The following is a 26332-nucleotide window of genomic DNA, read 5'->3' as shown; positions in this document are numbered from 1 at the left end:
GGGATCTGGTTACCCGACTGACTGTCTACTGATGCACCTGGAGGCTGCCGCCGCTCAGTGGTTGCGGATCGGCCACGTCAAGGTCCCAGCCGCCGACGGCAAAATGGCGGCCTACCAGTTGACCGCTCGGGAGACCGACCAACGTGCTGCCAAGACCGGCAGTCGCGACCGGGTACGAGCCGCCACCCTGGCGATCCAGGCCGGCCTTGCACCCTGAGCAGAACCAGCAGCGGTGCCGCCGGTTGAGCTCCTGGATTACCGCAGCGGGCTGAAGAAGGCGCGCAGGTCGGCAGCGAGCAGGTCGGGCTCTTCCTGGGCGAAGAAGTGGCCGCCGACTCTTGGCTCGCGCCAGTGGGTGAGGTTGGCGTAGGTGCGTTCGGCGAACGACCGGGGCAGGCCGGCGTCCTCCACGCTGACCGTGATACCGGCGGGCACGGCGACCATTGGCAGATGTGGGGCCAGGCGGTCGTCACGGTAGGGCCGGAAGGACGTGCCGATGCAGTTGGTGACCCAGTACAGCACCACGGTGGTCAGCAACTCGTCGAAGCCGAACCGGCGGGAGATGTCGCCGCCACAGTCGCTCCAGCGCTGGTACTTCTCGATGATCCATGCGGCCAGTCCGGCAGGCGAGTCGCTCAGCGCGGCCGCAAGGGTGTCGGGCCGTGTTTCCTGGAGGATTCCGTAGCCCCAGTCATCTTGGGCCTTCGCGTCGAGCATGGCGATGAACGCCTCCTCGGCTGGGCTGAGGTCGCCCCTGCGGTCCGCTGGCGGGAACTTGATGTGCTGCGAGAAGACCCCGATGACCCGATCTGCGTGGCGGGCGCCGAGCCACGTCGACACGCCGGACCCGATATCGCCACCGTAGGCGCCGAAGCGGTCGTAGCCCAAACGGGTCATCAGCTCAGCCCACACGTCCGCGACAGCCGCCTCGGTCGTCGGGCCCTCGGCGAGTGGTCCGGAGAAGACGAAGCCGGGCAGGCTGGGTATGACGAGGTCGAAGTCTGCGAGCCGGGACACCAGGGGCAGCATCTCCGTGTACGTGCTGGGCCAGCCATGGGTCAGGGTCAGCGCCGTGGCGTCGGGCGATGCCGAGCGAACATGAACGAAGTGGACCGGCGTGCCTCGGACCGTGGTGACGAACTGAGGGTACCGATTGAGGGCACGCTCGACCGCACGCCAGTCGAATCCATCGAGCCAGTACCGCACCAGACCTGCCAGGTACCCAGGGTCGGTGCCGGCGGCCCACGGCTCTCCTGGGGCGGCTGGCGCGAGCCTTGTCCGCGAAAGCCGAGCCCGCAGGTCGTCCAGGACGGCTTCGGGCACATCGATGTGGAAGGGCGTCACCCGATCATGATTCCATCGCAGGGAGTCACTCGGCAGCCGCCCGAATGGGCAGGCTGGTGGCCTTCCTGCTCGTGTACGGCAACGGAGTCAGTGACCGAGTGAATCGCCGAGGCGTGCGGACGCTCGGGGGACCGTCACGGCTGGACTGGGTCAGCCTTCCGGGTGCCCGTCGTAGACGCGGATCTTGTACTCGGTGGTCTCCAGCGCCAGCCTGAGCTCACGGATCTGCCGCGTGATCCGGTCGTGCTGGTCGCGCATGATGCGTCGGCGTTCCGTGACGGTGCTCGGGCCCTGCTCGACGAGCGAGATGTAGCGCTTGAGGTCGGTCATGGTCATGCCGGACAGGCGCATCCGGGTGAGGAAGACGAGGCGGCGCAGGTCGGATGCGGAGTACTCGCGGTACCCGGAGGCGTTGCGGGCGGGCCGCACGAGTCCCTCCTGCTCGTAGTACCGGAGGGTGTGCGTCGACAGGCCGACAAGCCGGGCGGCCTCGGCGACACTCCTGGGCGCCGTCGAGGCCTCGATGGTGGCGTCGTCGAGCAGCTCGTGCAGCGCGTCGATCGTCGACGAGAACGGCCCGTCGCTGGCAGCGAGGATCCGTTCGATCAGCGCCTCGGTGGCCATGGCCATCAGCGTACGGCGATCAGAACGCGCGAACCGCGAGCGGCATGCCTGGAAAGTCCGCCGACTCGCTCACCGACGCCCACTTCTCGACGTCGTCGAGCGCCCCACGGTAGACGCGGGTGAGGTTGCAAACCGCCTCGGCACCGAGCGGGAGCCGGAGCGGCGCGTCGGGTGTGTCGAGCATGTCCCGGATCACCCGGGCGGCGCGTGCCGGGTCGCCCTCCTGGATGCCGTCGGCCCCCGCCATGTTCGCGCGCACGGCACCGGTGACCCCGTCGTAGATCGAGCTCTGCCGCGCTGTGTTGAGCACGTCCGCGGCGTTGAACGCGGTGCGGAAGCGACTGGGTTCGACGATGAGGACGCGGATGCCGAACGGTGCGACCTCGCCCGCCAGCGCCTCCGACCAGCCCTCAAGCGCGAACTTGCCGGCTGAGTAGCTACCGACGGCGGGAAACGACATCAGCCCCAGACCGAGGCCCGAACTGGCGCCCGTGATGATCCATGTCTTCGTCTCGTTCGTCGTGGTCATGGTGCCGACGCTAGAGCTTCGAGCGCGCTTGAAAGCAAGCCGCGCTCAGGCTCCGGAGGCGACGAGCGGTCCCGCCCGCTTGATCCTCTGCGCGACGATCTCGGTTTCGACGCGGTGCACGCCGGGGAGCGCGCCGTATGTGCAGGTGGTCGCCGTGGGCGAGGCGCCGTGATAGCGCATTCTCTGTGGTGACCACTTTGGCGGATCCGAAGAGGTCACCACCGCAGCTATGTTTGCGTGAGCTTCAGAGTTGCGCCTAGCGTCAACGGCGGTGGGGCAAAGGATCGTGTCGCCCCTCGGACACAAATGATTTGCCCACGGTGTGCGCTGAGATCGACTGCAGCGCGCACCGTTTGCGTTTCGGTCTGCTAGGTGAGCAGCTAGCCATCCATGCTGGCCCGGTCAGCGCGTCGGAAGGTGACGCGTGACCGAAACCAAGATAAGCGGCCGAACGATCTGGAAGCGGAATCCAGCGACACCGCTGCGGGCGCTTCTGCGGACTGAGACCGGCAGTGCGGGCGTCAGGTCCAGCATCGCGGCGGCCCAGCCGACGAGCCAACCGGCGAAGCCCTGGTCGGCGGACACGTGCCGGATCGGGGTGGCCGCCACCGCGGCGAGCAGTGCGCCCTTGGCGCTGTCGCGGTCCTGCCAGGCCGCGGCCAGGACTCAGACCGTGACCAGCGGCCGGAGGGTGTCGGTGACGATGAACCGCTTCCGGCCGTTGACCCGCTTTCCGTTCGCACACGCCGGCGGCGTCGTCGGCCTCCTGAGCCCGCCGGTTGCGCAACCGGGGACGGGTCGACGGCGCCGGACCGGGACCGGGCGGCGAGAAATGCGCCGCACCGACGCCATCACGTCCGGGCCCTGACCCGCTAGTGTGTGGAAACAGCGTTTCCATTCATGCCATCGCAGGGCAGAGGGGGCCAGCGTGCATCGCAGCCAGCAAGACACCGCTGCCGCGCCGGAGGTTGGCGAGCAGACCACCACGTTCGGCCCACTCCAGCTCTCACCGGGCACGACCCGGACCAACATCAGCGGGTACTACTGGCTGGCGCTGACGTCGATCATGACGTTCACGTTCATCCCGGCCGCGCAGACGGCACTACTCACCTCCATCCTGGGTGTGCCAAAGGGGGAGCAGGGTTCGATCGTGGGCACCGCTGGGCTGATCAGCGAAATCGTCCTGATCGCGGCGGTCGGCCTGGCCGGTGCCTGGTCCGACCGCCTCGGACGGCGCCCGATCGTGGTCGGCGGCTACATTCTGCTTGGCCTCGGCGTCGGCATGGCACCGTTCCTCGGCTCGGTCCTGCCCTACTACCTGGCCCGGGGTGTCGCCGCCGTCGGCGTGGCGATGGTCACCGTGATGCTCACGGCCGTGGTCGCCGACTACGTCCGGGACACCACCCGCGGCAGGGCCAACGGCATCCTCGGCTTCTGCAACGGTCTCGGCGCGCTCGTCACGTTCTTCGTGCTGATCAAACTGCCCGACATCTTCGAGGGCATCGGGATGGACACGATCGCCGCGCTGCGGGCGACCTACCTCATCGTCGGCGGGCTGGCCCTGCTCACCGCGATCCTGATGCGGCTCACCCTCCGGGGCGGGCTGGCGACAACGCACTCCGAGCACATCCCGATCCCCAGGCTGCTGCGCGAGGGCGTCGCCGAGATCCGGCGCCCCGGCGTCTCCTTCGCCTACCTCAGCGCCTTCGTCGCCCGAGCTGACCTGGCGCTCGTCGGCGCCTACCTCACCCTCTGGGCACAGCAGTACGGCACCCAACACCTCGGGCTCAGCGAGGCCGAGGCGCTGGCCAAGGCAGGTCTGTTGCTGGGAGTGGCCAACGGCATCGCGCTGATCGGGGCACCGGCCATCGGCATCATCGCCGACCGGCTGTCCCGCACCGACGCGGTGCTGATCTCCCTGGGGACCGCCGCCCTCGGCTACACCGCCACGATCTTCATCGGGGACCCGTTCAGCCCGCTCGGCTACGCCGTCGCCGCGCTGATCGGGCTCGGCCAGGTCAGCGCCGTCATCTCCAGTCAGGTGCTGATCGCCGAACAGGCTCCCAGCCGTACCCGGGGCTCGGTCATCGGAACGTTCGCGCTCAGCGGCGGCATCGGCATCATGATCGCGTTCGCCGCCGGTGGCACCCTGTACGACAACTGGCGCCCCGCCGGCCCGTTCGTCCTGTTCGGCATCCTGGCCGGGCTGGCCTGCCTGTACGGCCTGGCCGTCCGATCGAGGATCCCCAACCACCCGGTGGACTGAAACCCCAGCCGCACCCGCGGTGCTCGGCGCAATCGCTGGGCGGCCCGTCACTCGTACCGGTACTTCACCGATCCCGCCCGCATCCACGGTGCCGAGATGCCGGGCCTGGAAACGCTACGGGCACACGGCGATCACTGCCGAACGGCTCGCCCAGGACGTTTGACGGCGTCCGATCTTATGGAAACACTGTCACTTCCACGGAAACGCGACGAGTGCCGGAGGTGGGTGTGCCGACCATGATCGTTGTGGGCGCCGGGCCGGGTGGCCTGGCCTGTGCCATCGTCGCCGCCGACGCGGGCGGCACCGTGCTGCTGTTGGAGAAGGCGCCGGACGTTGGGGGCGCCCTGCCGTACTCGGGCGGGCACCTGTCCGCCGGCGGCTTCTCGCTGCAGCATGAGCGGGGCATCAGCGACGACCCCGAGCGGCACTTCGACGACGTCTGGCGGATCAGCCGGGGCGCCGCCCGGGCCGACCTGACCCGGCTGACGCTGCGCGAACAGCCGGCGGTGCTGGAGTGGCTGCTCACCGCCGGGCTCACCGTCGATCCGGGTACGCCCCGCATCGTGTACGGGCACGAGCCATACCGCACGCCGCGGACCGTCCACGCCACCACCGTCCCCGGCGGTCCGGCCATTCTGGCCGTGCTGCGCCCGATGCTCGACGCGCACCGGGCCGCCGGCCGCATCGATCTGCGCTGCGAGGTGCGCGTCACCGAGCTGCTGACCGAGGGCGGCGCGGTGGTCGGGGTGGCCACCGCCGACGGCGCACGGTGGCGGGCACCCGCCGTTGTGCTCGCCACCGGCGGATTCGGGTACGCGCCGGAGCTGTTCGCCGAGCTGGAGGGTGCGCCGCTGACCACCTCGGCGGCGCCCACCTCGACCGGCGACGGCCTGCTCATGGGCCGGTCGGTCGGCGCCGGCCTGCAGGGCCTGGGCCGCTACATCCCCACCTTCGGCGGGCTGCCCCCGGTCGACGGCGACCTTCGGGTCGACTGGGCGCACCGGCCGCACCTGGTGGCGCCGGAGCGGCCGCCCTGGGAGATCTACGTCGACCGCGCCGGAAGTCGCTGGATCGCCGAGGATGAGCCCAGCATCGACCACAAGGAGCGAGTGCTGACCACGGTCGACCGGATGACCTTCTGGACGGTCTTCGACGCCCATGCCCTACGCGAGTCGTACCCGATGGTGCACGGCTGGAGCGCGGCCGACCTGGACGCCCAGTGCGGCCGGCGCCGCGGCGTGCACCGGGCGTCCGGGCTGGCGGAGCTCGCCGGGCTGGCCGGCATCGACCCGGCGGGGCTGTCGGCCACGGTGGCCCGCTACAACGGTTTCGTCGCCGACGGCCGGGATGTCGACTTCGGCCGAACGTACCTGCCGGCGCCGATCGTCGAGCCGCCGTTCTACGCGCTGGAGAACCATCCGGTCACCCTGATCACGTTCGCCGGCCTGGACGTGGACGAGCTGCTGCGGGTCCGCCGTGCGGACGGCACGACGATCCCCGGTCTGTACGCCGTCGGCGAGGTCATCGGCTCCGCCGCTGTCAATGGCAACGCGTTCTGCTCCGGCATGTGCCTGACGCCGGCCATGGCCTTCGGTCGGCTGGTCGGGCGTCGGCTCGCGGGGACCGCCGGCTGAGCCGGTCTCGGCCTGATGTCCACAGTGAACGAATGCGTTCAGTGCGCGAAGGCGAAGCCCTCCGCGCGCAGCTTGCCGGAGCTGATCGGCACGAACGGGGTCCTGATCTCACCCCGGTAGGTCAGCGCCGGCCAACCCCCGGCGGCGCAGAGCTCGTCGAGGACGGCCTGGTTGGTCTGCGGCACGACCGCGTCCGGTACCGCGTTGAACACGCCTGTGAGGTCGCGGGTCACCACGAAGTCGAGCGCGGCGGCGGCGTCGCGGTAGTCGATGCGGTAGTGCAGGGCCTCGGCCGAGAACGGCACGCTGCCGCCGAGCATCTCGTGGGCCAGCTTCACCCGGGTCGGATAGTCGAGGTCGCGCGGATGCCCGTACACGTCGGGGATCCGCAGCGCGGCGCCGCGCGGGGCGGCCAGCACGGCGGCCTCGGCGGCGACGAAGTTGCGGGGGGAGGCGTCCGGGTCGTCGGTGACCGGGGTGGCCTCGTCGACCAGCGCGCCATGGCCGGCACCGTAGACCGACACCGAACTGGTGAAGACCACCCGGGGATGCACAACGGCGGCGGTGCGCGCGGACGCGGTGAGCGTGTCGGCGTACTCGGCGATGCGCTGGTCGGCGTCGAAGGCTCGGGCGATGCGCGGGCTCACGGTGAGCACGACCGCGTCGGCGTCCCGGGTGACCCGCTCGACGGCCGGACGGTCGCTGCCACGGAGGATCGCCACCTCGGTGCAGACGGGGGCCAGCTCGGGCACCCGGTCAGGGGAGGTGGTGGTGCCGATCACCTGGTGGCCGGCCGAGACCCAACGACGGGCCAGCTCCATGCCGACGTTGCCGCACCCGATGATCACGTAACGCACCTGGACCTCCTCATGGAAACGCTGTTTCCACACTCTGCCCCATCTCGGGTCCCCTGCCAAGGCCGTGCCGCGGAACCCGCCGCCGGCGCTGCGGTGGTCCGCGGAGTCGATCACATCGGCCGGCGTCAAATCGCCTGTCGGGCTATTGACAGGAGGGCGGGCTGGCTGCCTTTATGAACCTATCCAATTTTGGAAACTGTTGTTTCCGCTAGCGAAACAGCAGCCAGGGGTGCACCGTTCCCCACAGGAAGGAGAGCGGGACCGCAATGGGATTGCTCAGAACTACGGCAACAGCGGTGGGCGTGGCGGCGTTGGCCGCCGCCGCGACCGCGGTCTGCGTGTCCCCCGCGCAGGCGTACGGCCCCACCCCGGGCAACCTGGGATGCCGGCTGTACTTCAACGACGCCGGTACCGGCAGCTCGCCGACGAACTGGGCCGACTCGTTCGGGCTCACTCAGACGCCGGCGACGCCGAGCCCGGGTCAGACCGTGACGGTGACCTTCACCGCGGCGACCGGTCCGAACAACGGCCCGGTCGCGATCAACCCCGGTGATGTGCCGATCGTCGTGGAGGCGGCGCTGGGTGGCTCGCAGAGCGGCCCGGTCACCCTCCAGCAGACCAACTACCCCGCCGGTCCGATCCCCGGCAACACCCCCACCGGCCCGATCACCGCCACCGGCACCTATGTGGCCGGAGCGACCGGAGCCGCGACGCTCACCGTCAACCGGGTGATCCTCAACAACCCGATCGCCAAGACGTACTGCTCCGCCGCGGGCGACCGGGACCACAAGGCAGCACCGGTCCCGACCTCCATCGTGGAGAGTTTCACCGTCTTCGGCGGCACGGTCTCGGTCACCTCGGTGACCGGCCAGACCGTGACCGGGGCTGCCCGGGCCGGCAACGTCATCAACTACGCGGTGACCGGTCTCGCGCCGTCCACCGCCCTGACCGCAACACTGCGCGCGGCCGACGGCACCGGAACGGCCGAAGGCTCCGGCACGGGCACGACCGACGCCGCCGGCGCCGGCACCGGCACGCTCACGGTGCCCAGCGGCGCCACCACGGGAGCACGTACCGTGGCGGTCTCGGACGGTACCAACACGGTCTCCGTCCCGATCACGATCCTCGGCTCGCCGGGCATCGCGATCACCCCCAGCGGTGGCGGCTCCGGCACCGTGGTGACGGTCAGCGGCACCAACTGGAACCCGGGCAGCACCGTCACGATCGGCGGTTACAAGGCGCTCACCGGCGCCCCGCCGCCGCCCGCGACGAGCGACCCGGCAACGACGGCCACGGCCGGCGCCACCGGCGGGATCAACGCCACCTTCACCGTCACGGACAGCACCACCGCGTACATCGGCGCGCAGTCCGGCGCCCTGTTCGCAATCTCCGCCTGGACCGGGTCGGCTGACTCGTGCACCGCCAAGACCGGCTCGGCCACGACCGGCAACTGCACCCTGTCGTACAACCTGTCGGAGACCGTGACCGCCGGAAACCTGTCGATGGCTCGCGCCCCCGGCACCGGCAACATCCCGTTCTCCGGCGTCACCGTCGGCGGCAGCGTACAGACGGCGACGGGCAACCTGTCGACCGTCACGGTGACCGACCACCGGGGCAGCACCTTCGGGTGGAGCCTCGTCGGCACGGTCACCGACTTCACCGGCACCCCGGGCGGAACCATCGCCAAGAACAACCTGTCCTGGACACCGGCCTGCGTCGACACCGCCGGCGCGACCAACGCGGTCACCGCGGTGGCCGGCACCCCGGGCACGGTCGACGCGGCGACGCTCTGCTCCGCACCGACCAGCGCCACCGGTACGGGCGGCAGCTTCGACGCCTCAGCCGGGCTGACCCTCTCCGTGCCGGCGAACCAACTCGCCGGCACCTACGCCGCGACCCTCACCCTCACCCTGAGCTGAGGACCGCCTCGAGGTGGGGGCGGTCGGCCGAGCCGGCCGCCCCCACACCAACCAGTCGAAGGGTGGAACCGCGTGCGTCACCCCCTCTGGCCACGCCGCCTCCGCACCGGCGCGGCAGCCCTCGCCGCCGCTGCCGCCGCCGTCGCGTTGACCGTCGTCCCGATCGGGCCGGCCGGCGCGGCGGACAACGGCGAGTGGGCCGTCGTGCCCACCCCGCCGGCCAACGCCGGGCCCACCCCCCGGCTCTACTTCTTCCTCGAGTCACCCGCTGGCCGGACCCTCACCGACTCGGTGCGGGTGATCAACCGCACCGACACCGAGCGCACCTTCACCGTGTACGGCGCGGACGCCTACAACACCGCGCGCGACGGCGGGTTCGCGCTGCGCCAGCTCACCGAGAAGCAGTCGGACATCGGGGTGTGGACGGTGGTCGGCGCCGGCACCGTGGTGCTCCCGCCCAAGGCGCAGGCCGACATCCCGTTCACCATCACGATCCCGACGAACGCCAGCCCCGGCGACCACATCGGCGGCATCGTCGCGATGGAGTCCGTCCCGGGCGGGCGGAGCGAGCACAACGGCGTCGCCGTCGCGGTGCAGCGGGCCGTCGGCGCCCGCATCTACCTGCGGATCGCCGGGCCGGAGATGCCCGGCCTCAACCTCGCCGACCTGGATCTGGACCACCCCACCCCCTGGCTGCCCACGCCGGTCGACGGTGCCCTGGAATACACCCTGGCCAACACCGGCAACCTGCGCCTCGCCCCCACCATCACGGTCACCGCCTCCGGCATGTTCGGACACCGGATCCACCAGCGTGGCGCCACCCCACAACTCGACCTGGTTCCGGGCGCCGAGTCGCGGATGCGTACCCGGTTCACCGGGCTGTGGCCGGTCGACCTCGTCACCGCCACCGTGACGGCGAAGGCCGACGGCGGCGTGCTCACGGTGCGGACCACCCGTACCGTCGTCGTCTCCTGGACCGGCGTCGCCGCACTCGCCGCGCTGATCGCCGTCGCAGTCGTGGCCTGGCGCAGGCACCGCCGCGCCCAGGTGGCCCGCCCCCGGGGCGTCCGACGCGTCCGCGCGCATGCGGAGGTCGGATGACGAGGATCGGACGCACCCTGACCGCCGTCGTCTGCGGGCTGGTCATCGGCCTGGCACTGCCCACCGGGCCGGCGTGGGCAGCCGAGGGACTCACCCTCGCCGCCCCGGCGGCGGCACCGGGCGACCGGCTCGGGGTGAACGGCACCGGCTGGCCCGGCGGCGCACTGGTCCAGCTCGTTACCTGTGGGCAACTCGCCATCGGCGGTTCGGCCTCCTGCGACACACGGGCCGCCCTGGCCGTTCCGGTGCGCCCGGACGGCACCTTCGCGGTGCAACTCGTGCTCGGCACCCCGCCGGTGCCCTGCCCGTGCGTCGTGCACGCCACGCTGGTCGGCGGCACCGCGCGCGGCCAGGTCGACGCGCCGCTGGAACTCACCGGGCACACCATGGGGGAGACCCCCACCGTCTCGGCCGCCCCGGTCCGCCTCGATCTGGTCGAGGCGAGGATCGCCGGCCGACCGGGCTGGCAGAGCCTGTTCGGCGCCGCCGCGACCCGGACCCTCGTCTACACCGTGCACAATCCCGGGCCGCACCCGCTGCCCAACCCGCCCCTCAACGTCCGGATCGGCCGGGACGGCGGCGGCGACCGGATCAGCACACCCGGTGCCGGCGGCGTCCGGCCGGGCGAGACACGCACCTACCGGGTGCCCGTCACCACCCCGTTCGCCGCGTTCGGCCGGTACACCGTGCAGGCCGACCTGGGCGGGTTCGGCCCGGCCGAGGTGACGCTCCGGACGTACCCGTGGGCCCTGTTCCTGGTGCACCTGCTCGGCGGGACGCTGATCGTCGTGGGCATCGCCCGGCGCATCGCCAACCGCCGCGACCGCCCGCCGCTGCCCGCGATGGCCGCCGCCCCGGCCGGAACGCTGCTGCCGTCCGTCGTGCGGGTCAGCTCGCTCGGGGCGTACCTCGTCTTCGACGACGCTCCCGGCGCCGGCCGGCTACGTCGACGGGCCAACGCCCACCTGAGCGTCGCCGCGCTGCGGGACCTGCTCGGCGACGCCGGACTGCCGAACGGATCCGGCACCGAGGCCGCCGGCACCGCGGTCATCGACCTCACCGCCCTCGACGCGGTGCTCGCCGCCCGCCCAGGCGCGGCCACGCCGGCCGGAGCACGCGCCGGCAACCAGAGCGCCGCCGCCGTGATCGATCTGGCCGCGCTCGACACCTACCTCGGGAGCCCTCGATGAGCCGCGATCCTGGCACCCACACCACCGGCTGGGACCGGGCCCTGACGGTACGGGCGGCCATCGCCACCGTCGCCGCGCTGCTCGCCTTCGTCGGCTGCGGCGCGGTGCTGCCCGGAGTGGGCGGCGCCGACGGCACCGGCGTCGGGCCCGGCGTCACCGCCGACGCGGTCACCGTCGTGTTCGTCGGCACCGACCTGACCAAGACGGCGAACCTGACCGGGTTCAACACCGCCTCGACCGGCGACCCGGTACGCCAGATGCGGGCGCTGGAAAGCCACGTCAACGCCAACGGCGGCATCGCCGGCCGGCGGATGCGAGCGATCTTCCGCAACTACGAGGCGAGCGACGACTCACCGGCCGCCGAGGAGAAGCTCTGCAACCAGATCACCCAGGACGACCGCGCGTTCGCGGTCGTGCTCACCGGCCAGTTGCAGGCCAACGCCCGCCCCTGCTACGCGCAGCGGCACACCCTGGTGCTCGACGCCACCCTGATCACCATCGACCAGGCGACGAACGAGCGCCTCGCGCCATACCTGTTCGCCCCGGCCTATCCCGCGTACGACGACTTCGTGCGCGCGTACCTGCCGGCGCTGGCCGCGCAGGGCTTCTTCGACGGCGCCCGGCAGGCGGGCATCGTCGCGGTCGACGCACCGGCCAACCGCGCGATGTACGAGCAGCACGTGGTGCCGTACCTGAAGCAGCGGGAAATCACCCCGACCGTGGCCTGGATCGACTCCACCGACCTGGGCACCCTCAACACGGGGCTCAACCAGGCCGCCGTCGACCTGCGGGCCAAGCGCGTCGAGCGGGTCTTCTTCCTCGGCGGGACCCGGCTGGCCTCCTTCTTCCTCACCTCCGCCTCCGCGCAGGGCTTCACCGCCCGGTACGGCATCTCCAGCTACGACAATCCCAGCTTCCTGATCGGCAACCCGGACATCATTCCGCGCGAGGCGCTGACCGGGGCGGTGGGCATCGGCTTCAACCCCAGCCAGGACGTCGCCGACCGGGAGTACGCCTTCCCCGCTACCGACCCCGAACGAGCCTGCCTGGGCATCTTCGCCGCAGCGGGGGAGTCGTTCGGCACCCGCGAGAACGCCCGCGTGGCCTTCCCGTACTGCGACGCGGTCCTGCTGCTGCAGACCGGCGCGAAGGACCTCGGCGCGGACCTCAACGCGCACCGGTGGCTGGCGGCCGTGGGCAGGCTCGACACGCAGTTCCAGCCGGCCACCGGATTCTCCGGGCGGCTCGGCCCGGACCGGTTCGCCGCCTCGAACGGCTACCGGGCGTTCGGCTACGACAGCGGCTGCGCCTGCTTCACCTACCGCGGGGAGGACGTGTCCTTTGCGACCCGATGACAACACCCGTCGGAGCGTTCCGCCGGGCACCGCCCGCGACGGTGCGCGGGCATGGCGTTCCCGCAGCGCGGGCTGGGGAGCGGGTACGGCCAGCGGCTTGCTGACCGGGGTGCCGCTGCTCGGCGCCGCGGGACTCGCCCGGGGTCTCGATGTCGACCTGACCAGCGTGCTGACCGCGGTGATCGCCGCCGCGGTGGTCGGCGCGGCCGCGACCGTGGCGGTCGTGCAGCGGGTACCGCACCGCCATTCGGTACGCGCCGCGCTGCTCGCCGGCGCCGGGCTGGGCGCCGCGCTGCTGCTGGTGGTCAACGTAGCCGCCCCGCTGCCGGGGCTGCTCGCGCTCACCGCGCTCGGACTGCCCTGGGCGGTCCTGGTGGTGTCCGGCCGCGCGATCGCCGCCGCGACGGCCGCCCTGCGGTACTGGCACGTGGGGCTGCTGAACGGGCTCGGCCTGGCCGCACTGCTCGCCAGCGGCGCCGCAGGCGGATCCGGGTACCACTGGGCGGCGGCGGGCGTCCTCGCGGCGCTCGGCGTGCTGGCCGGGGCGACCGCCGCGGAACTGCCGGGCGATGCCGGCTGGCCACCGGCGCTACGCACCCTGTTCGACAACGCCACCCGCCCACCCACCGCGCGTACCGCCGTGCTGGCCCAGGCCAGCCTCGGCATGATCGTGCCCGGCGCGCTGATCTTCGCCGCCGACGTGCTGCGCACCGGGTTCGGCCTCGGTCCGCGCGGCGCCGTCGGAGTCATCGGCGACGCGCTGCTCGCCGGGGCCGCGCTTGCGGTGCTCCTGCGCGGCGAGCGGGCGCTGCGCCTCGCCGTCGCCGCAGCCCCGGCCGGGTTGCTCGTCGCCGCCGGTGCCCTGTTCGTCGGGGCCACCCCCGCCACGGTCAGGGTCGTGCTGTTCGCATCCGGCCTGGCCGTCGCCGTCGGTGCGCTGGTCGCGCTCGCCGTCTCGGGCGAACGCATCGCCGCCGAGGTGCTCCACCCCGACGCCCGCCCCGCGTTCGTGGCGGCGACATCGGTGCTGTCCCTGGCCGGTGGCCTGGGCGGCGCCGGCCTGCTCGCCCTGCTCAACACCCGGTACGGCGCCGTTCCGGCGTTGGCGGTGGCCGCGGCGGCGGTGCTGGTCGGCGCCGGCTACGCCCGACGGCTCCGGCGCACCGCCGACGCCGACGCCGAACGGTTGGCCCGGGTGCTCGCCGACGAGGCGGAGGTCGCCCGGCTACGGCACAGCGGCGCACGCCCGGCCGCTCTCTCCTGCTCCGGCATCGACGCGGCGTACGGTCCGGTCCAGGTGCTCTACGACGCGGCCGTACGCGTCGGCGACGGCGAGATGGTGGCGATTTGCGGCCCGAACGGGGTCGGCAAGACCACGTTCCTGCGGGTGCTGTCCGGCCTGCACCGCCCCGCCGCCGGGGTGGTCCGGCTCGGCGGGGTCGACGTGACCGCGCTGACCGCGCCCCGCCGGATCGAGCTCGGAATGTCCACGGTGGTCGGTCAGGCGGTGTTCGGCTCGCTCACCGTCACCGAGAACCTGCGCATGCACGGCTACGCGCTGGGCCGGCGCAGCGACGCGGTGCACCGGGGGGTCGACGCGTCGTTCGCCGTCTTCCCCCGCCTCTACGAGCGGCGCGACCAGGTCGCCGCCACCCTGTCGGGCGGTGAGCGGCAACTGCTCGTGCTCGCCAAGACGCTGATCCAGCGCCCCCGGATGCTGTTGGTCGACGAGTTGTCGCTCGGCCTGGCCCCGGTCGTCGTCGGCGGCCTGCTGGAGATGCTGCGCCGACTCAACGCGCTGGGCACCTCGGTGCTGGTGGTGGAGCAGTCCGTCAATGTGGCGCTGTCGCTGGCCGACCGGATCTACTTCATGGAGAAGGGTGCGATGGTCGCCGAGCACACCGCGGGCGAACTGGCCGGTCAGCCGGACCTGGTCCGGGCCCTGATGCTCGGCGGCCACGCGCCAGCCGAGGACACCGAGCCCGCGCCCCAGGCGCAGGCCGCCGAGCCCGCGTCGGAGGCGCAGGACGCGCCCGCGTCGGAGGCCACCCCGGTGGACGGGGCGGTGATCCGATGATCGGCGGTTTCGACGTCGGCCCGGACCGCATCGTGCTGGGCCTGTTCACCGGCCTCACGTACGGGCTGCTGGCGGTCGGGCTGGTGCTGGTCTACCGGTCCAGCCGGTTCGTCAACTTCGCACACGGCGCGGTCGGGGTGTTCGGCGCCGCCGTGCTCGGCCGGCTGGTCGGTGACGGGGTGCTGCCGTACTGGCTCGCCCTGCCGGTCGGGATGCTCGCCGCCGCCGCGGTCTCCGGCGCGATCGAGCTGAGCGTGGTCCGCCGGCTGCGGCACCGGCCCCGGGTGATCGGCATGATCGCCACCCTCGGGCTGTCCCAGTTCGTGCTCGTGCTCGCCCTGCTGGTGAACAGCTCGGGGGCCAGCGGCCCGGCGTTCCCGGCGCCGCCCGGCATGCCGTCGTTCACCATCGGCAACACCCCGGTCGGCCCGGCGTTCACCGCGATGCTGCTGCTCACTCCGGTGCTGCTGGTCGGGCTCGCCATGTTTCTCAAGCGCAGCCGGTTCGGGCTGGCGATCCGGGCCGCCGCCGATGCCCCCGACGCGGCCACCCTCAACGGCGTCACCGCGGCCCGGATGGCGACCCTGGCCTGGTCGATCGCCGGTGCTGTGGCCGCCTTCTCGGCGATCCTCATGGCGCCAACCCAGGGCACCCAGTCGATTGAGTCGCTCGGCCCGGCCCTGCTGGTGCGGGGCCTCGCCGGCGCGGTGATCGCCCGGTTCTCCTCCGTCCCGATCGCGTTCGGCGCCTCGCTGGGCATCGGGGTGGGGGAGCAGATCCTGCTGTCCGGTCAGTCCAGCGGCGGCCTCGTCGAGCTGGCCCTGGTCGCGGTCATCCTGGTCGCGCTGCTGGCCCAGCCGGTCCGCGCGCGCCGCGACGGCGAGGACGGCGGCTGGGGCCGGATCGGCGCGCCGCCGCTGCCCGCCGCGTACCAGCGGGTCTGGCTGCTGCGCAACCTGGGCCGGGTCGTCGCCGGGGTGGGCTTCGCCGTCGCCGCCGTGCTGGCCTTCGTGATCAGCAATGAGACCGCCTCGGTGCTCATCGCGATCATCGGCTTCACCCTGGTCGGCCTGTCGATCGGGCTGGTCACCGGCGTGGCCGGCGAGCTGTCCCTGGGCCAGTTCGCGTTCGCTGGCATCGGCGCCGCGGTGTCGGTGCAGGTCTCCGTGCGGACCGGCAACCTGTTCCTGGGGATCCTCGCCGGCTGCGCGGCGGCGGCGCTGGCCGCAGTCGCGGTCGGCGTGCCGGCGCTGCGCCTGCGCGGGCTCGCCCTCGCCGTCACCACGCTCGCCTTCGCGCTGGCCACCAGCACGTTCCTGCTGCGGCAGGGTTGGCTGCTCGGCGATGGCGCGCAGGTGCCCAAGCCGCGCATCCTCGGCCACACCTTCGACCTGGCCACCGACTACTACCTGTTCGCGCTGGTGGCGCTGCTGCTCGGCCTGTGGGTCACCGCCAACCTGCGCGCCGGTGCCTTCGGGCGGATCCTGGTGGCGCTGCGCGACAACGCCGACGCCGCCCGCGCGTTCACCGTCGCGGTGCCGATGCGGGTCCTGCAGGCGTACGCGGTCGCGGGCGCGCTTGCCGGTCTCGGCGGGGCGGTGATCGGCCACGGGCAGACCCAGCTCACCGTGAACACGTTCCCGGCCTCGGCCAGCATCGACGTCGTCGCCACCGTGGTGGTCGGCGGGATCACGCTGCTGGGCGGCCCGCTGCTCGGGGCGTTCCTGATCGTCGGCGTACCCGGATTCCTGGAACTGGACATCATCGGCCAGGCCGCGCTGACCCTGGTCTGGCTGGTCGTGGTGATCGCGCTGCCGGCCGGACTCGGCGGGCCGGTGCTGTGGCTGCGTGACCGGATCGCCGCGCTGATCGCCCGCGGCCGCGACGCACCGGTACCGTCCGCCACCGATGAGATGGCCGGGCCGGCGCAGGCCGCCAGCTCCGGTGGCCCGATCACGCTGCCGCCGCGCACCGTCCCACTGCGACCGGGTGCGACCGGCGAGCCGCTGCTCTCGGTGCGGGAGGTGGCCCGCTCCTTCGGCGGCGTGCGGGCCGTCGCCGGGGCCAGCCTGGACGTCGCCGCCGGCGAGGTGGTCGGCATCATCGGCCCGAACGGCGCCGGCAAGACCACCCTGTTCGAAATCATTGCCGGCTTCACCCGCCCGGACCGGGGCGCGGTCCTGTTCGCCGGCCGCCCGGTCACCGGGCTGTCGCCGCAGCGGCGGGCCGGTCTCGGGCTGGTGCGCTCGTTCCAGGACGCCCGGCTCTTCGCCACCATGACGGTGCTGGAGACCGTCATGGTGGCCGGTGAACGGACCGCGCCGACGAGCCTCGTCGCCGCAGCTCTTGGTGCCACCGCCCCGGACCAGGCCAAACGCCACCGGGCCGAGGAACTCGTCACGCTGATGGGCCTGGCCCCGCTCGCCGATCGGTTGGTCGGGGAACTGTCCACCGGTACCCGCCGGATCGTCGAGATCACCTGCCTGCTGGCGCTGGAGCCGGCGCTGCTGCTGCTCGACGAGCCCTCATCGGGAGTGTCCCAGACCGACGGCGTCGCGCTGGGCGAGGTGCTGCGCCGGATCCACGACGAACTCGGGGTCACCATGGTCATCATCGAGCACGACCTGCCGCTGCTCGCCCGGCTCGCCGACCGGCTGGTCGCGATGGACGGCGGCCGGGTCATCGCCGACGGCACCCCGCAGGAGGTCCGCACCCACCCCGACGTGGTCCGCTCCTACCTCGGTACCGACCACGCCGCCGTCAACCGCTCCGGCGTGCCCGCTCAACGTACGACGGTGCCGTCGTGAGCCCGCTCCGCGTCGCCCCGCCACTTGCCCGTGCCGGCCTGCGCCGAACCTGTCAGGAGATCGCCGTGCGAACCTTCCGCCGCCGGGCGCTCACGCTCGCCGCCCTGCTCGCCACCAGCAGCGGCCTCGCCGTCGTGGCGGCACCCCCGGCCGCGTTCGCCGCGCCGACCCTCACCGTCAGCGCGACCACCGGGCTGACGGACAAGCAGCAGGTCATCGTCAACGGTTCGGGTTTCACCCCGAACCTGAAGCAGATCGCCGTCGGTCAGTGCGTCGCCGGTTTCAAGGGACCGACCGACTGCAACCTGTCCGGCGGGGCCGCGTTCGTCAACGCCGACGGCAGCGGGAAGCTGCCCACGGTCACCCTGAAGCTGGCCCAGAAGTTCGGCGCGTTCGACTGCACCAAGCGCGAGTGCGTGGTCGCGGCGCAGATCCTGCCCACGAGCGGCAACGCCGACCAGGTCGAGGCCAACAAGGTCTCGGTGACGTTGACGTTCGGCAAGAAGCCGGCGCAGAAGCCCGAACCGGCAACCCCGTCCGCGACCCCAGCCGCACCGGCGGCACCCTCGGCCACGCCGGCCGCCACCACCCCACCCTCGACCGGGCCGGCGGGCGCCGCCGGCACGTCGGCCCCGACGCTGGTCAACGCCAACCCGGTGAACGCCGGTCCGGACCGGTACGCGGTCACCGTGCTGGTCGGCTCCGGCCTGCTGTTGCTCTGCATCGGCCTGCTCGTGTTGATGCCCTACCGGAACCGGAGGTCCTCATGACCCGACGTCGTTTCCCCGTCCGGATGGCAGCGCCCGCGCTCGTCCTGGCGCCGCTGCTGCTGACGATCCCGGCGGCAGTCCCCGCCCGGGCGGCGCCACCGGCCGCGGCGATCGGTCCCACGGCCGCGACGCTGGGCTGCCGGCTCTACTTCAACGACGCCGGTACCGGCAGCTCGCCGACTGTCTGGCAGGACACCTTCACCCTGACCCAGTCGCCGGCCGAGCCGAAGGTCGGCGACACGGTGACCGTCACGCTCACCGCGCTCACCGGCCCCGACAACGGGCCGGTGGGGCTGAACGCCGGTGACGTTCCGGTGAACGTCACGCTGGCCCTGGGCGGCTCGCTCTCCGGCAGCGCGACGCTGCGGATGTCCTCGTACCCCGCGCGGGCCGTCGCCCCGGCGGAACCGCTCGGCCCGATCACCGCGACCGGCACCTACTTCGCCTCCGCCGCCGGAGCGGCGACGCTCACCGTCGGGCGGGTCACCTTCGCCAACTCCTCGGCCACGACGCACTGCTCGGCTGCCGGCGACCGCGACCACAAGGCCGCACCGGTGCCGACCTCCATCGTGGAGAACTTCACCGTCGGCGGTACCGGCACCGCGACCCCACCGCCGAGCCCGTCCGCCTCCGCAACGCCGTCGTCCTCCGCAACGCCGTCGCCCTCCGCAAAACCGTCGCCGTCGCTCCCGCCGTCGGCGACGGACGACCCGCCGACGGCAACCGACGAGGTCGACACGCCGGCCCAACCGTTCGGCCCGAAGAGCGTGAAGCTGAACTGCAAGACGCTGAGCAGCCTCTCGGCGTGGACCGCCACGCACACGCTGAGCATGTCGCCCAGCAACCCCGGGCGGGGTGCCAAGGTGACGGTGAGCCTGAAGTTCTCGGCCGGCCCGAAGAGCGGACCGGTGCCGGTCGGCGCCGGTGATCTGGTGCCCAAGGCGACCGTCAAGGTCGGCGGGGTGGGCAGCGGCACGGTGAACCTGAAGGGCCCGGCGTACGGCGCGATCGACGCCCTCGCCATCCTGCCCGGCGCGACGCTGACCGGGACCTACACCACCTCGCAGGCGGGCCTGGTCAGTCTGACGGTCACCAACATCGTCTTCGATCACCCGCAGGTCGACACCGAGTGCAACGCCGGCGCCGACCCGGTCGCCGGCCCGAAGGAGACGTCGATCGTCGCCAAGTTCACCGTGAAGTCGCGGGCCGCGACCGACGACGAGGGCGAAGGCGGTGGCAACGGCGACGGCGACGGTGGTGGGTCGCTGCCGACCACGGGCGAGGGGGGCGTGACGACGCTGATGCTGCTCTGGTCGAGCGCGGCGCTCCTGCTCGGTGTCGGTCTGGTCGTGGTGCTGCCGAGGCGTCGCCGTCTGCTACGCAGCTGAACCGGCGAACGACGCGGGCCGGGGAGGCGCCCCCGGCCCGCGCCGTTGCGGGTCGCCGACCGCGTCGGTGTCAAAGGACGTCGGACCGAGGGGCAGTTCGTCGAAGGGCTCACGACCCTTCGGAGGTCGTCGTCGGGTAGACGCGTCGCCTGGTACCCGGCGTCGGGTCCGCCTTGGCCATCGGGGCCTCGATGAAGGTCGGGGGTGGCGCGAGAGCCGTCAAGGGCCCAGGGATGCCCAGCTCCTCCACCACCCGGATCCGCTTCGCCGGTATCGCTTGCGTGGTCTGGAAGGTGTTCGGGTCGCCGCTGTTGTCCTGGCGCCACTGGTCGTTGCCGTCGACGTCCTTCTTCGGCATGTCGAAGGCGAGGACGAGCCCGCCCTCGCCGGCGACATCGCGCAGGGTCGTCTCGTTGCGTTTCCGCCCCATGGCCCATTCGGTGTGCTGCCGGGCGTAGGACAGCGCCAGGTCGAAGTCGAGGGTAGCGGTGATCCAGCCCTGGTCCTTGCTCTCCCTGGCGATGTCGTGTCTCTCCCAGCGCTTGCAGCCGATGGCGCTGCCGGCTTTGCTCGGTGTCAGGCCCATGACCTGGATGCCGTCGCCGTAGAAGTTGCATCGGTTGGTGCCGTGGTAGAACCGGTACACGTCCGCGGGCGGCGGGTCCTGGGGCGGGTTCGCCAACCGCCACAGCCGTCGCTGCCGCCCGTTGTACGTCTCAAGCGCCTCCGCATCGCGTGTGTTCACGCCGAGATGTTCGAATGCCGTGGCCAACCGGTACAGGATCAGCTTGTCGGCGACGGTGGCGAGATCCGGCGTGGCGTACTTCGTGGACAGGACGATGGTGTTGATGGCCGGCAGGTAATCGCTGCCGACGGGGCTTTCGAGAAGTGCCACGGTCAGTGGCCTTCCGTACGCGGTGTCGAGGGCTCTCGCCACGACGGCGACCACCTGCTCGGCCGCGCACCAGTGCGCCAGACGCGCGGTCAGGGCCTGATGCGGGTGCGGGGTTGGTACCTGGGCCAGTGGGGGTCTCGAGGTCTGCGCGGGGGATGACTCGTTCGGCTGCACTCCGTGACGCTATGTGTGGCTGTTGCAATACGTCAGCGGGAAGTCGCGAATCAGACGTGCGAGAAGACGTTCGGCTCAACCCCCGGCGCCCGCAGACCTGGGGTTCGTTGCAAACGCGTCGCAGCCCCGCCCCGCACAGCCCCGAACGGCCCTCTCAGTACTCGCGCAGCAGGGAACCGGCGCCGTACACCTTGTCGGTGATCCCGTTCTCGCGCAGCGCCATCCACCAGGTCGCCGCGTTGATGGCGATCACCGGCTTACCGAGCCAGCGTTCGGCCTCGTCGGCTAGCCCGACCATCGACAGGTTGGTGCCGCACTGGACCAGGGCGTCCACGTCCGGGCCGTCCACGGCCAGCAGCGCCCGGCGCAACTCGTCCTCCGGAACGTGGGCGATGGAGACCGCGGTCGGGCACTTGAGACCCTCGATCGCGACCACCTCGAAGCCGATCTCGGAGAAGAACTGCACGACGTTCGTGTCGCCGATCGGTTGGTACGGCGTCACCACGCCGATGCGGCGCGCGCCGTAGAGGCGCAGTGCCCGCTCACACGCCTCCGCGCCGGTCGCCACCTCCAGCCCGGTGATCGCCTTGATCTGGGCGACGAACTGCCGGTTGCCCTCGACGCCGCCCCAGAACGTCTCGGCGGACATGCCCATCACCATGTAGTCGGGCTCGCAGGTCAGCACCCGCTCGCAGGCCCCGCCGATCTCGTCGCGGATCTGGGTCAGGAGGTTCTCGAAGTTGCCGTCGCTGGAGAGGTCCTGGTCGCGGATGTGGATCCGGGAGAAGTGCGCGGTCACACCGGGCACGGTCATCCGGTAGAAGTCCGGCTCCACGATGGTGTTGGTCGACGGGGCGATGACGCCGAACTTGCGGCGCCAGCCGAGCGCGTCGGTCATGAGCGGACGACTCCTTCCTGGGCGGGGGTCGGGTGGGACGTGGTCGAGGCCCGGTGGTGCGCGCGCACGGTCAGCCACGCCGCGGCCAGCAGCGCCGCCTGGCCGAGGGTGTTGGTGCCCTGCTCCACCCACTGCATGGCCAGGGTTTCGTGATCGGCATGGTTGCGCAGCGGCACCAGCAGTAGCACGCAGGCCAGCCCGGCGACGTAGAGCGTCACCGCGGCCCAGGCGCGCCGCCGGCCGGCGATGATCGCGGCCAGGACGCTGATGGTGGTCACGCCCGTGGTCGCGAGGGCGAAGATGGGGGCGAAGATGGCGTACGCGGCGGCCACGCCGGCGGTCACGGCCAGCACGGCGGCGAACGGCCACCACGGCAGGCTGCGCCCGCGCAATGCGCTCGCCAGGCCCCAGATCAGCCCGACCGCGCCGACCGCCATCAGCGGGAACAGCGCCGCCTCCAGCCAGGGCAGGTCGATCGAGAACCCGGCCAGCAGCAGCTTCCAGGTCGACTTGGCCAGGCCGCCGAGGCCGATGAGGACGGCGCTGACGTGGGCGACCGGACCCACCCGCGGCACGACCCGAGCGGAGAGCCCGGCGAGGATCCAGAACCCGACCAGCGCCAGACCGGTCGGCACGAAGTCCTCCAGCGCGAGGACGACGGTGTAGTCGCTGCCGTTCACGACAGGTGCTCGCGCCGGGTCACCGCGGGGCCGCCGACGGAGTCGCCGAAGAGGTCGCGCTTGCGGAAGCCGGCGACGGCGAACCGGGCGGCGGCCTTGCGGCTGGTCAGCCAGGCGGCCCGGCTGCCGTTGCGGCCCCCGGCGAGGACCCGGTCGGCCAGCCACGGGGTGACCGTCTCGACCCGGTCACCGAGGATGTTGAAGATCTTCTTGGCCTTCGCCAGTTCGTCCGGCGGGTAGTCGTGGGTGAGCAGGTCGGTCACGACGATGCCGGGGGAGAGGTGGTGCACGGTGACCCTGTCGCCGACCCCGGCTGCGGCGAGCTCCTTGGCCAGCCCGTCGGTCAGGTAGGTGACCGCGCGCTTCGATGCCCCGTACCCGGTCAGCCCCGGCCGGGCCTGGCCGTTGGAGCCGAAGCCCTCCATGTTCCACAGCGCGCCGCGGCCCTGCTCAATCATCGCGGCGAGCACCACCGCGCTGGCCCGGGCCACCCCGCCGAGGTTCGCCGCGAGCACTCCGTCCAGCTCTGCCGGCGGCAGCTCCCACAGTGGGCGGCGCGCATGGTTCGTACCCGCGTTGTTGATCCAGATGTCGACGCCGCCGAACGCCTCGGCGGCGGCCGACCAGAGCGCGGACACGTCGGCGCGGTCGGTGACGTCCGCACGTACCCCGAGCACCTCGGCTCCGGCCGGCACCGAGGCTTCGGAACGCAGTGTGGCAAGCGCCGTTGCCACCGACTCCGCGCTGCGTCCGCAGAACGCGACCCGGGTGCCACGGGCCAGCAGTGCGCGCACCAGGCCGGCGCCGATGCCGCGGGTGCCGCCGGTGACCACCACCGTGGTCATCCGGCTGGCTCCCAGGTGAGCAGGCCGTGCAGGACGCTGTCCAGCACGTTGCCCCGGAACAGCTCGTACACCACGGCGAGGCGCCCGCCGGCGGACATGCCCGGTTCGGCGTCGATGGCGAACTCGCGGCCCTTGACCTTCCACACGTCGCCGCCGTCAGCGTGGAAGTGCCAGGACGGGTAGCTGGCCCGGCCGAAGCCCTGCGCGTTGCCCCAGGCGTCGGGGCCCTCGAAGAACAGCCGGTCACCGTCGCGGCGCTGCTCGACCACGTACCGCCGGTCCAGGCCAGCACCGGCCCAGCTGACCACCCGCCGGGTGCGCAGCAGGTCGATCGGCTCCAGGTCGAGGCGCACCGCGACCGTGCCGCGCAGCTGCTGGTCGGCGCCCCACAGCTCGCAGCTACCGGTGAACGCACCGGCCTGCTTGGTGGGCAGGATGTACGGCACCGGCCCGCGCCGCTCCTCGGCGGACAGGAACTGCGCCACCCGCTCCCGGGTGTCCGGGTTGGTGTCGTGGTCGAAGCTTCGCGTGTAGACGCCGTTGAAGCAGCCCACCACCGCCCAGCCCTGGTAGAGCATCGACGAGTAGACCTGGGTCTCGCCGTCGGGCAGCACCTGGTTCCAGGTGTTCAGGTCCACCTGCCAGCCGGGGCCGTAGTAGTGGGCGTCCACGAAGGACCCGTACGGCTGACCCGTGCCGAAGAAGTCGGGGCCGGTGTAGGCCCGGTCGGCGTCGGAGTCGATCACCCTGAAGGCGAACGGCGCGCCCAGCCGGTAGCGCCCGGCCAACTCGCCCCCGCCGACCAGCCCGCCGTCCATGTAGTACGTGGTGACACCGTCGGCGTAGACCGACGAGCGGCGGATGTCCTCGAAACCTCGCCAGACCCCGGTCGCGGTGAACAGCGACGGTCGGCCGTGCCATTCGCCGGCGATCCGCTGCTGCCACTCGCTCGGTTCGGAGTCCGCCGGTTCGGTTGTCGGTGCGGTGGGCTCACTCATTGCCGATCAGCTCCGCCCGGATCCGGTCGGTCGCCGGCTCGCCGATCAGCCGGGTGACCCGGGCCCAGACCGGGTCGACGTCGGGGCTGAACAGGTTGACCCGTACGGCGGTGTCCCGGGCGGCCAGGTCGGTGTCGGCCAGGCCGGCCACGACGTCGGCCGGCAGGCCGTCGGTGACCAGCGCGGACCAGTGCTCGGCGTACGCGGAGACGGCGGCTCCGATCTTCCGGAACGCCTCCTCGGTGGCCCGGCCGACCAGCATCCACGGCGACATCAGCGCGCACTGGCGGGGCCCGATGTCGGCCCGGCTCAACCCGTCCATCGCGCTGGCCTCGGTGAAGACCGGGGTGAGCGGCTGGTACGCCGCGTCCAGGTAGGGCAGGTGGCTACTCAGCTCGGCCCGGGGAATCAGGTCGAGGTGGTAGGCGTAGTAGTCGCCGCCGTACACCGAGTCCAGGGTGAAGTGCGGGACCGCGCTGTCGGCGGCGGTGAAGGCGAAGACCATGTGGCTGTCGAGGCGGATCATCGGAACGACCAGCCCGACGTAGACCACCTTGGCCACCGGCTGGCCGGGTGCGCCCTGCCAGACCCGCAGCGCACCCACCGGGTCGGGCGACATCGGGCTGCTCAGCGGCTCGTCGATGACCGCGGTGAGCGGGTGCCGGGCGGTCAGGTGGGCCACCGCGTTCTCGCAGAGTTCCAGCGGGAGACTCATGCCTGCTCCTTCGTCGTCGCGCTGCTGGTGGGGCTCGCCTGCGCCTCGGCTCCTGCGGCGGCGTCGGCGCCCTCTTCCTCGGTGATGCGTTGGAGCCCGATCCGCTGCGCCTCCGCCACGGTCGGATGGTCGCCCTTGGCCTTGTGCACCCAGGCGCGTGCCAGCTCCGGGTTCTCCCGGCGGGCCGGCGACGGGATGACGGTCGCCTCCCGGCGCGGCACGTCGCCCGTGATCCGGTCGGCGTCGGAGAGCATCCAGCCTCGTTCGGCCAGCTCCTGGCGGCGTCGCCGGTAGTGCACCGCGATGAGGTCGCTCTTGACGTGCAGTTCCGCGCCGAGGTCGAACGGGAGCAGCTCGGGGCGGACGTTGTTCACCACCTCGGCGTCCTGGTAGAAGATCTTGAGGACGCGCTGTACGGCGTTGCGGTTGGCCCACGCCCCGGTGAAGAAGGTGCGCAGCGCGACCCACTTGACCAGCGTGGTCGTCTCGTCCACCGGGATGTTGGTGTCGAAGATGATCAACTCACCGATCGGCAGCCGGACGTGCAGCTTGATCATGTTGGGCAGCATCCAACCGGCCGAGGTGACCACCGGCGGGCGGTTGGCCAGGTCCGCGTTGTCGCGGTTGATCAGCGACCAGAGGCCCTTGGAGCGCGGCGGGTGCAGGCTGACCGTGGCGAACGCCGACCACTCGTCGGGCATTTCGAGCTCGTACTCGGGAACCTCGGGCTTCTCCGGGTTGCCGAACGCGCCGCCGTGCACGAAGGGCGCGTGCGCGATGTCGCAGCCGTTCTCCAGGATCCGCTCGTAGTTGGCCTGCCACAGGAACTCGCCGGTCACCGCGCGGAACTTCCCGCCGTTCTCCACCAGGTTGTCGAACTCCGGCCAGACCGGGATCGGCGGCCGCTCGGCCTCGGGCAGGTCGCCCATGAAGACCCAGACGAAGCCGTAGCGCTCCTGCACGGGGTACGAGTCGACCCGGGCCTTGTTCGGGATGCCCCGGCCGGGCTGGTTCGCCGGGATCTTCGTGCACGCCCCGCCCGGCTCGAACTGCCATCCGTGGTACGGGCAGACGATGTTCTCGCCGACCGTCGAGCCGCCGGAGAGCGCCGCGCCCCGGTGCACGCACAGGTCGGACAGGGCCACCACGCGCCCGCGCGGGGTGCGGTAGAGGGCCAGGTACTGGCCGAGCACGGTGATCCGGGCAGGCTTGGTGGTGACCCGGTCGGAGAACTCGACCGCGTACCAGAAGTTCTTGAGCATGGTG

22 protein-coding genes are annotated in these 26332 nt (G+C 72.0%); 11 read left to right on the top strand and 11 right to left on the bottom strand.

The features are described 5' to 3' along the window. The first annotated feature begins 31 nt into the window (after window positions 1–31). On the top strand, window positions 32–217 hold the full coding sequence (locus tag PCA76_RS22020) for a hypothetical protein (protein ID WP_272612381.1): 186 nt from the start codon (window positions 32–34) through the stop codon (window positions 215–217). A gap of 38 nt (window positions 218–255) precedes the next feature. Here PCA76_RS22020 and PCA76_RS22015 read toward each other — a convergent pair whose 3' ends face one another. The 3 genes from PCA76_RS22015 to PCA76_RS22005 form a co-directional block, all read right to left on the bottom strand. Continuing rightward, window positions 256–1344 carry an epoxide hydrolase family protein gene (locus PCA76_RS22015; RefSeq protein ID WP_272612380.1) on the bottom strand — a complete coding sequence of 363 codons (1089 nt, stop codon included), beginning with the start codon at window positions 1342–1344 and terminating at the stop codon, window positions 256–258. A 150-nt stretch (window positions 1345–1494) separates the two neighbouring features. Continuing rightward, on the bottom strand, window positions 1495–1968 hold the full coding sequence (locus tag PCA76_RS22010; RefSeq protein ID WP_272612379.1) for a MerR family transcriptional regulator: 474 nt from the start codon (window positions 1966–1968) through the stop codon (window positions 1495–1497). A gap of 19 nt (window positions 1969–1987) precedes the next feature. Then, window positions 1988–2497 (bottom strand): SDR family NAD(P)-dependent oxidoreductase, encoded by a 510-nt coding sequence (locus PCA76_RS22005; RefSeq protein ID WP_272612378.1) that lies wholly within the window; start codon window positions 2495–2497, stop codon window positions 1988–1990. Between the two features lie 928 nt (window positions 2498–3425). On the opposite strand from PCA76_RS22005, the gene PCA76_RS22000 reads away from it, so the two are divergent. Next, on the top strand, window positions 3426–4763 hold the full coding sequence (locus PCA76_RS22000; RefSeq protein ID WP_272612376.1) for an MFS transporter: 1338 nt from the start codon (window positions 3426–3428) through the stop codon (window positions 4761–4763). A gap of 236 nt (window positions 4764–4999) precedes the next feature. Next, window positions 5000–6397, top strand: a complete 1398-nt coding sequence (locus tag PCA76_RS21995; protein ID WP_272612374.1) for an FAD-dependent oxidoreductase — start codon at window positions 5000–5002, stop codon at window positions 6395–6397. A gap of 38 nt (window positions 6398–6435) precedes the next feature. On the opposite strand, the gene PCA76_RS21990 is transcribed toward PCA76_RS21995, so the two are convergent. After that, window positions 6436–7254 carry an NAD(P)-binding domain-containing protein gene (locus PCA76_RS21990; protein WP_272612373.1) on the bottom strand — a complete coding sequence of 273 codons (819 nt, stop codon included), beginning with the start codon at window positions 7252–7254 and terminating at the stop codon, window positions 6436–6438. Window positions 7255–7520: 266 nt separating this feature from the next. Between PCA76_RS21990 and PCA76_RS21985 the strand changes: the two genes are divergently transcribed. The 8 genes from PCA76_RS21985 to PCA76_RS21950 all read left to right on the top strand — a co-directional run bounded on the left by PCA76_RS21985 (window position 7521) and on the right by PCA76_RS21950 (window position 19861). Further along, window positions 7521–9173: a hypothetical protein gene (locus tag PCA76_RS21985; protein ID WP_272612371.1), complete on the top strand. Its 1653-nt coding sequence runs from the start codon at window positions 7521–7523 to the stop codon at window positions 9171–9173. 72 nt (window positions 9174–9245) lie between these two features. Continuing rightward, entirely contained in the window at window positions 9246–10274 is a 1029-nt protein-coding gene (locus tag PCA76_RS21980; RefSeq protein WP_272612370.1) for a WxL protein peptidoglycan domain-containing protein, read from the top strand. After that, window positions 10271–11464: a hypothetical protein gene (locus PCA76_RS21975; protein ID WP_272612369.1), complete on the top strand. Its 1194-nt coding sequence runs from the start codon at window positions 10271–10273 to the stop codon at window positions 11462–11464. The genes PCA76_RS21980 and PCA76_RS21975 overlap by 4 nt, the downstream gene beginning before the upstream one ends. Beyond that, a complete protein-coding gene (locus PCA76_RS21970) occupies window positions 11461–12819 on the top strand; it encodes a hypothetical protein (protein ID WP_272612367.1) in 1359 nt (452 codons plus the stop codon). Before PCA76_RS21975 ends, PCA76_RS21970 begins: the two co-directional genes overlap by 4 nt. Further along, entirely contained in the window at window positions 12806–14896 is a 2091-nt protein-coding gene (locus tag PCA76_RS21965; RefSeq protein ID WP_272612365.1) for an ABC transporter ATP-binding protein, read from the top strand. Before PCA76_RS21970 ends, PCA76_RS21965 begins: the two co-directional genes overlap by 14 nt. Then, entirely contained in the window at window positions 14893–17703 is a 2811-nt protein-coding gene (locus tag PCA76_RS21960; RefSeq protein ID WP_272612364.1) for an ABC transporter permease subunit, read from the top strand. The genes PCA76_RS21965 and PCA76_RS21960 overlap by 4 nt, the downstream gene beginning before the upstream one ends. Next, window positions 17700–18473, top strand: a complete 774-nt coding sequence (locus PCA76_RS21955) for a neocarzinostatin apoprotein domain-containing protein (protein ID WP_272612363.1) — start codon at window positions 17700–17702, stop codon at window positions 18471–18473. Before PCA76_RS21960 ends, PCA76_RS21955 begins: the two co-directional genes overlap by 4 nt. Beyond that, the gene (locus PCA76_RS21950; RefSeq protein WP_272612362.1) at window positions 18470–19861 is read left to right on the top strand and encodes a hypothetical protein; all 1392 of its coding nucleotides are present in this window, start codon (window positions 18470–18472) and stop codon (window positions 19859–19861) included. Before PCA76_RS21955 ends, PCA76_RS21950 begins: the two co-directional genes overlap by 4 nt. Before the next feature lie 109 nt (window positions 19862–19970). Here the strand turns inward: PCA76_RS21950 and PCA76_RS21945 are convergent, their stop codons facing one another. The 7 genes from PCA76_RS21945 to PCA76_RS21915 form a co-directional block, all read right to left on the bottom strand. Beyond that, the gene (locus PCA76_RS21945) at window positions 19971–20798 is read right to left on the bottom strand and encodes a hypothetical protein (protein ID WP_272612361.1); all 828 of its coding nucleotides are present in this window, start codon (window positions 20796–20798) and stop codon (window positions 19971–19973) included. 286 nt (window positions 20799–21084) lie between these two features. Next, window positions 21085–21828 carry a maleate cis-trans isomerase family protein gene (locus PCA76_RS21940; RefSeq protein WP_272612360.1) on the bottom strand — a complete coding sequence of 248 codons (744 nt, stop codon included), beginning with the start codon at window positions 21826–21828 and terminating at the stop codon, window positions 21085–21087. Next, window positions 21825–22508 (bottom strand): hypothetical protein, encoded by a 684-nt coding sequence (locus tag PCA76_RS21935; protein ID WP_272612358.1) that lies wholly within the window; start codon window positions 22506–22508, stop codon window positions 21825–21827. The genes PCA76_RS21940 and PCA76_RS21935 overlap by 4 nt, the downstream gene beginning before the upstream one ends. Continuing rightward, the gene (locus PCA76_RS21930) at window positions 22505–23353 is read right to left on the bottom strand and encodes an SDR family NAD(P)-dependent oxidoreductase (protein WP_272612357.1); all 849 of its coding nucleotides are present in this window, start codon (window positions 23351–23353) and stop codon (window positions 22505–22507) included. The genes PCA76_RS21935 and PCA76_RS21930 overlap by 4 nt, the downstream gene beginning before the upstream one ends. Then, window positions 23350–24351, bottom strand: coding sequence for a hypothetical protein (locus PCA76_RS21925; protein ID WP_272612356.1), 1002 nt, complete (start codon window positions 24349–24351; stop codon window positions 23350–23352). Before PCA76_RS21925 ends, PCA76_RS21930 begins: the two co-directional genes overlap by 4 nt. Next, complete coding sequence (locus tag PCA76_RS21920; RefSeq protein ID WP_272612354.1) at window positions 24344–25066, bottom strand: hypothetical protein; 723 nt, start codon at window positions 25064–25066, stop codon at window positions 24344–24346. Before PCA76_RS21920 ends, PCA76_RS21925 begins: the two co-directional genes overlap by 8 nt. Beyond that, window positions 25063–26328 (bottom strand): aromatic ring-hydroxylating dioxygenase subunit alpha, encoded by a 1266-nt coding sequence (locus PCA76_RS21915; protein ID WP_272612352.1) that lies wholly within the window; start codon window positions 26326–26328, stop codon window positions 25063–25065. The genes PCA76_RS21920 and PCA76_RS21915 overlap by 4 nt, the downstream gene beginning before the upstream one ends. Window positions 26329–26332 lie beyond the last annotated feature (4 nt).

This window comes from Micromonospora sp. LH3U1 (genome assembly GCF_028475105.1).
GTDB lineage: Bacteria > Actinomycetota > Actinomycetes > Mycobacteriales > Micromonosporaceae > Micromonospora.
Note: the sequence above shows the minus strand (reverse complement) of the source record. Positions and strands in the feature narration are given on the sequence as shown.

What these genes read in the sequence shown, in the direction of transcription:
- PCA76_RS21940 (WP_272612360.1), bottom strand. Translation starts at nt 21,828, where the DNA reads ATGACCGACGCGCTCGGCTGGCGCCGCAAGTTCGGCGTCATCGCCCCG.
- PCA76_RS21950 (WP_272612362.1), top strand. Translation starts at nt 18,470, where the DNA reads ATGACCCGACGTCGTTTCCCCGTCCGGATGGCAGCGCCCGCGCTCGTC.
- PCA76_RS21960 (WP_272612364.1), top strand. Translation starts at nt 14,893, where the DNA reads ATGATCGGCGGTTTCGACGTCGGCCCGGACCGCATCGTGCTGGGCCTG.
- PCA76_RS22020 (WP_272612381.1), top strand. Translation starts at nt 32, where the DNA reads ATGCACCTGGAGGCTGCCGCCGCTCAGTGGTTGCGGATCGGCCACGTC.
- PCA76_RS21970 (WP_272612367.1), top strand. Translation starts at nt 11,461, where the DNA reads ATGAGCCGCGATCCTGGCACCCACACCACCGGCTGGGACCGGGCCCTG.
- PCA76_RS21975 (WP_272612369.1), top strand. Translation starts at nt 10,271, where the DNA reads ATGACGAGGATCGGACGCACCCTGACCGCCGTCGTCTGCGGGCTGGTC.
- PCA76_RS22010 (WP_272612379.1), bottom strand. Translation starts at nt 1,968, where the DNA reads ATGGCCACCGAGGCGCTGATCGAACGGATCCTCGCTGCCAGCGACGGG.
- PCA76_RS21930 (WP_272612357.1), bottom strand. Translation starts at nt 23,353, where the DNA reads ATGACCACGGTGGTGGTCACCGGCGGCACCCGCGGCATCGGCGCCGGC.
- PCA76_RS21995 (WP_272612374.1), top strand. Translation starts at nt 5,000, where the DNA reads ATGATCGTTGTGGGCGCCGGGCCGGGTGGCCTGGCCTGTGCCATCGTC.
- PCA76_RS21920 (WP_272612354.1), bottom strand. Translation starts at nt 25,066, where the DNA reads ATGAGTCTCCCGCTGGAACTCTGCGAGAACGCGGTGGCCCACCTGACC.
- PCA76_RS22005 (WP_272612378.1), bottom strand. Translation starts at nt 2,497, where the DNA reads ATGACCACGACGAACGAGACGAAGACATGGATCATCACGGGCGCCAGT.
- PCA76_RS21915 (WP_272612352.1), bottom strand. Translation starts at nt 26,328, where the DNA reads ATGCTCAAGAACTTCTGGTACGCGGTCGAGTTCTCCGACCGGGTCACC.
- PCA76_RS21985 (WP_272612371.1), top strand. Translation starts at nt 7,521, where the DNA reads ATGGGATTGCTCAGAACTACGGCAACAGCGGTGGGCGTGGCGGCGTTG.
- PCA76_RS21925 (WP_272612356.1), bottom strand. Translation starts at nt 24,351, where the DNA reads ATGAGTGAGCCCACCGCACCGACAACCGAACCGGCGGACTCCGAACCG.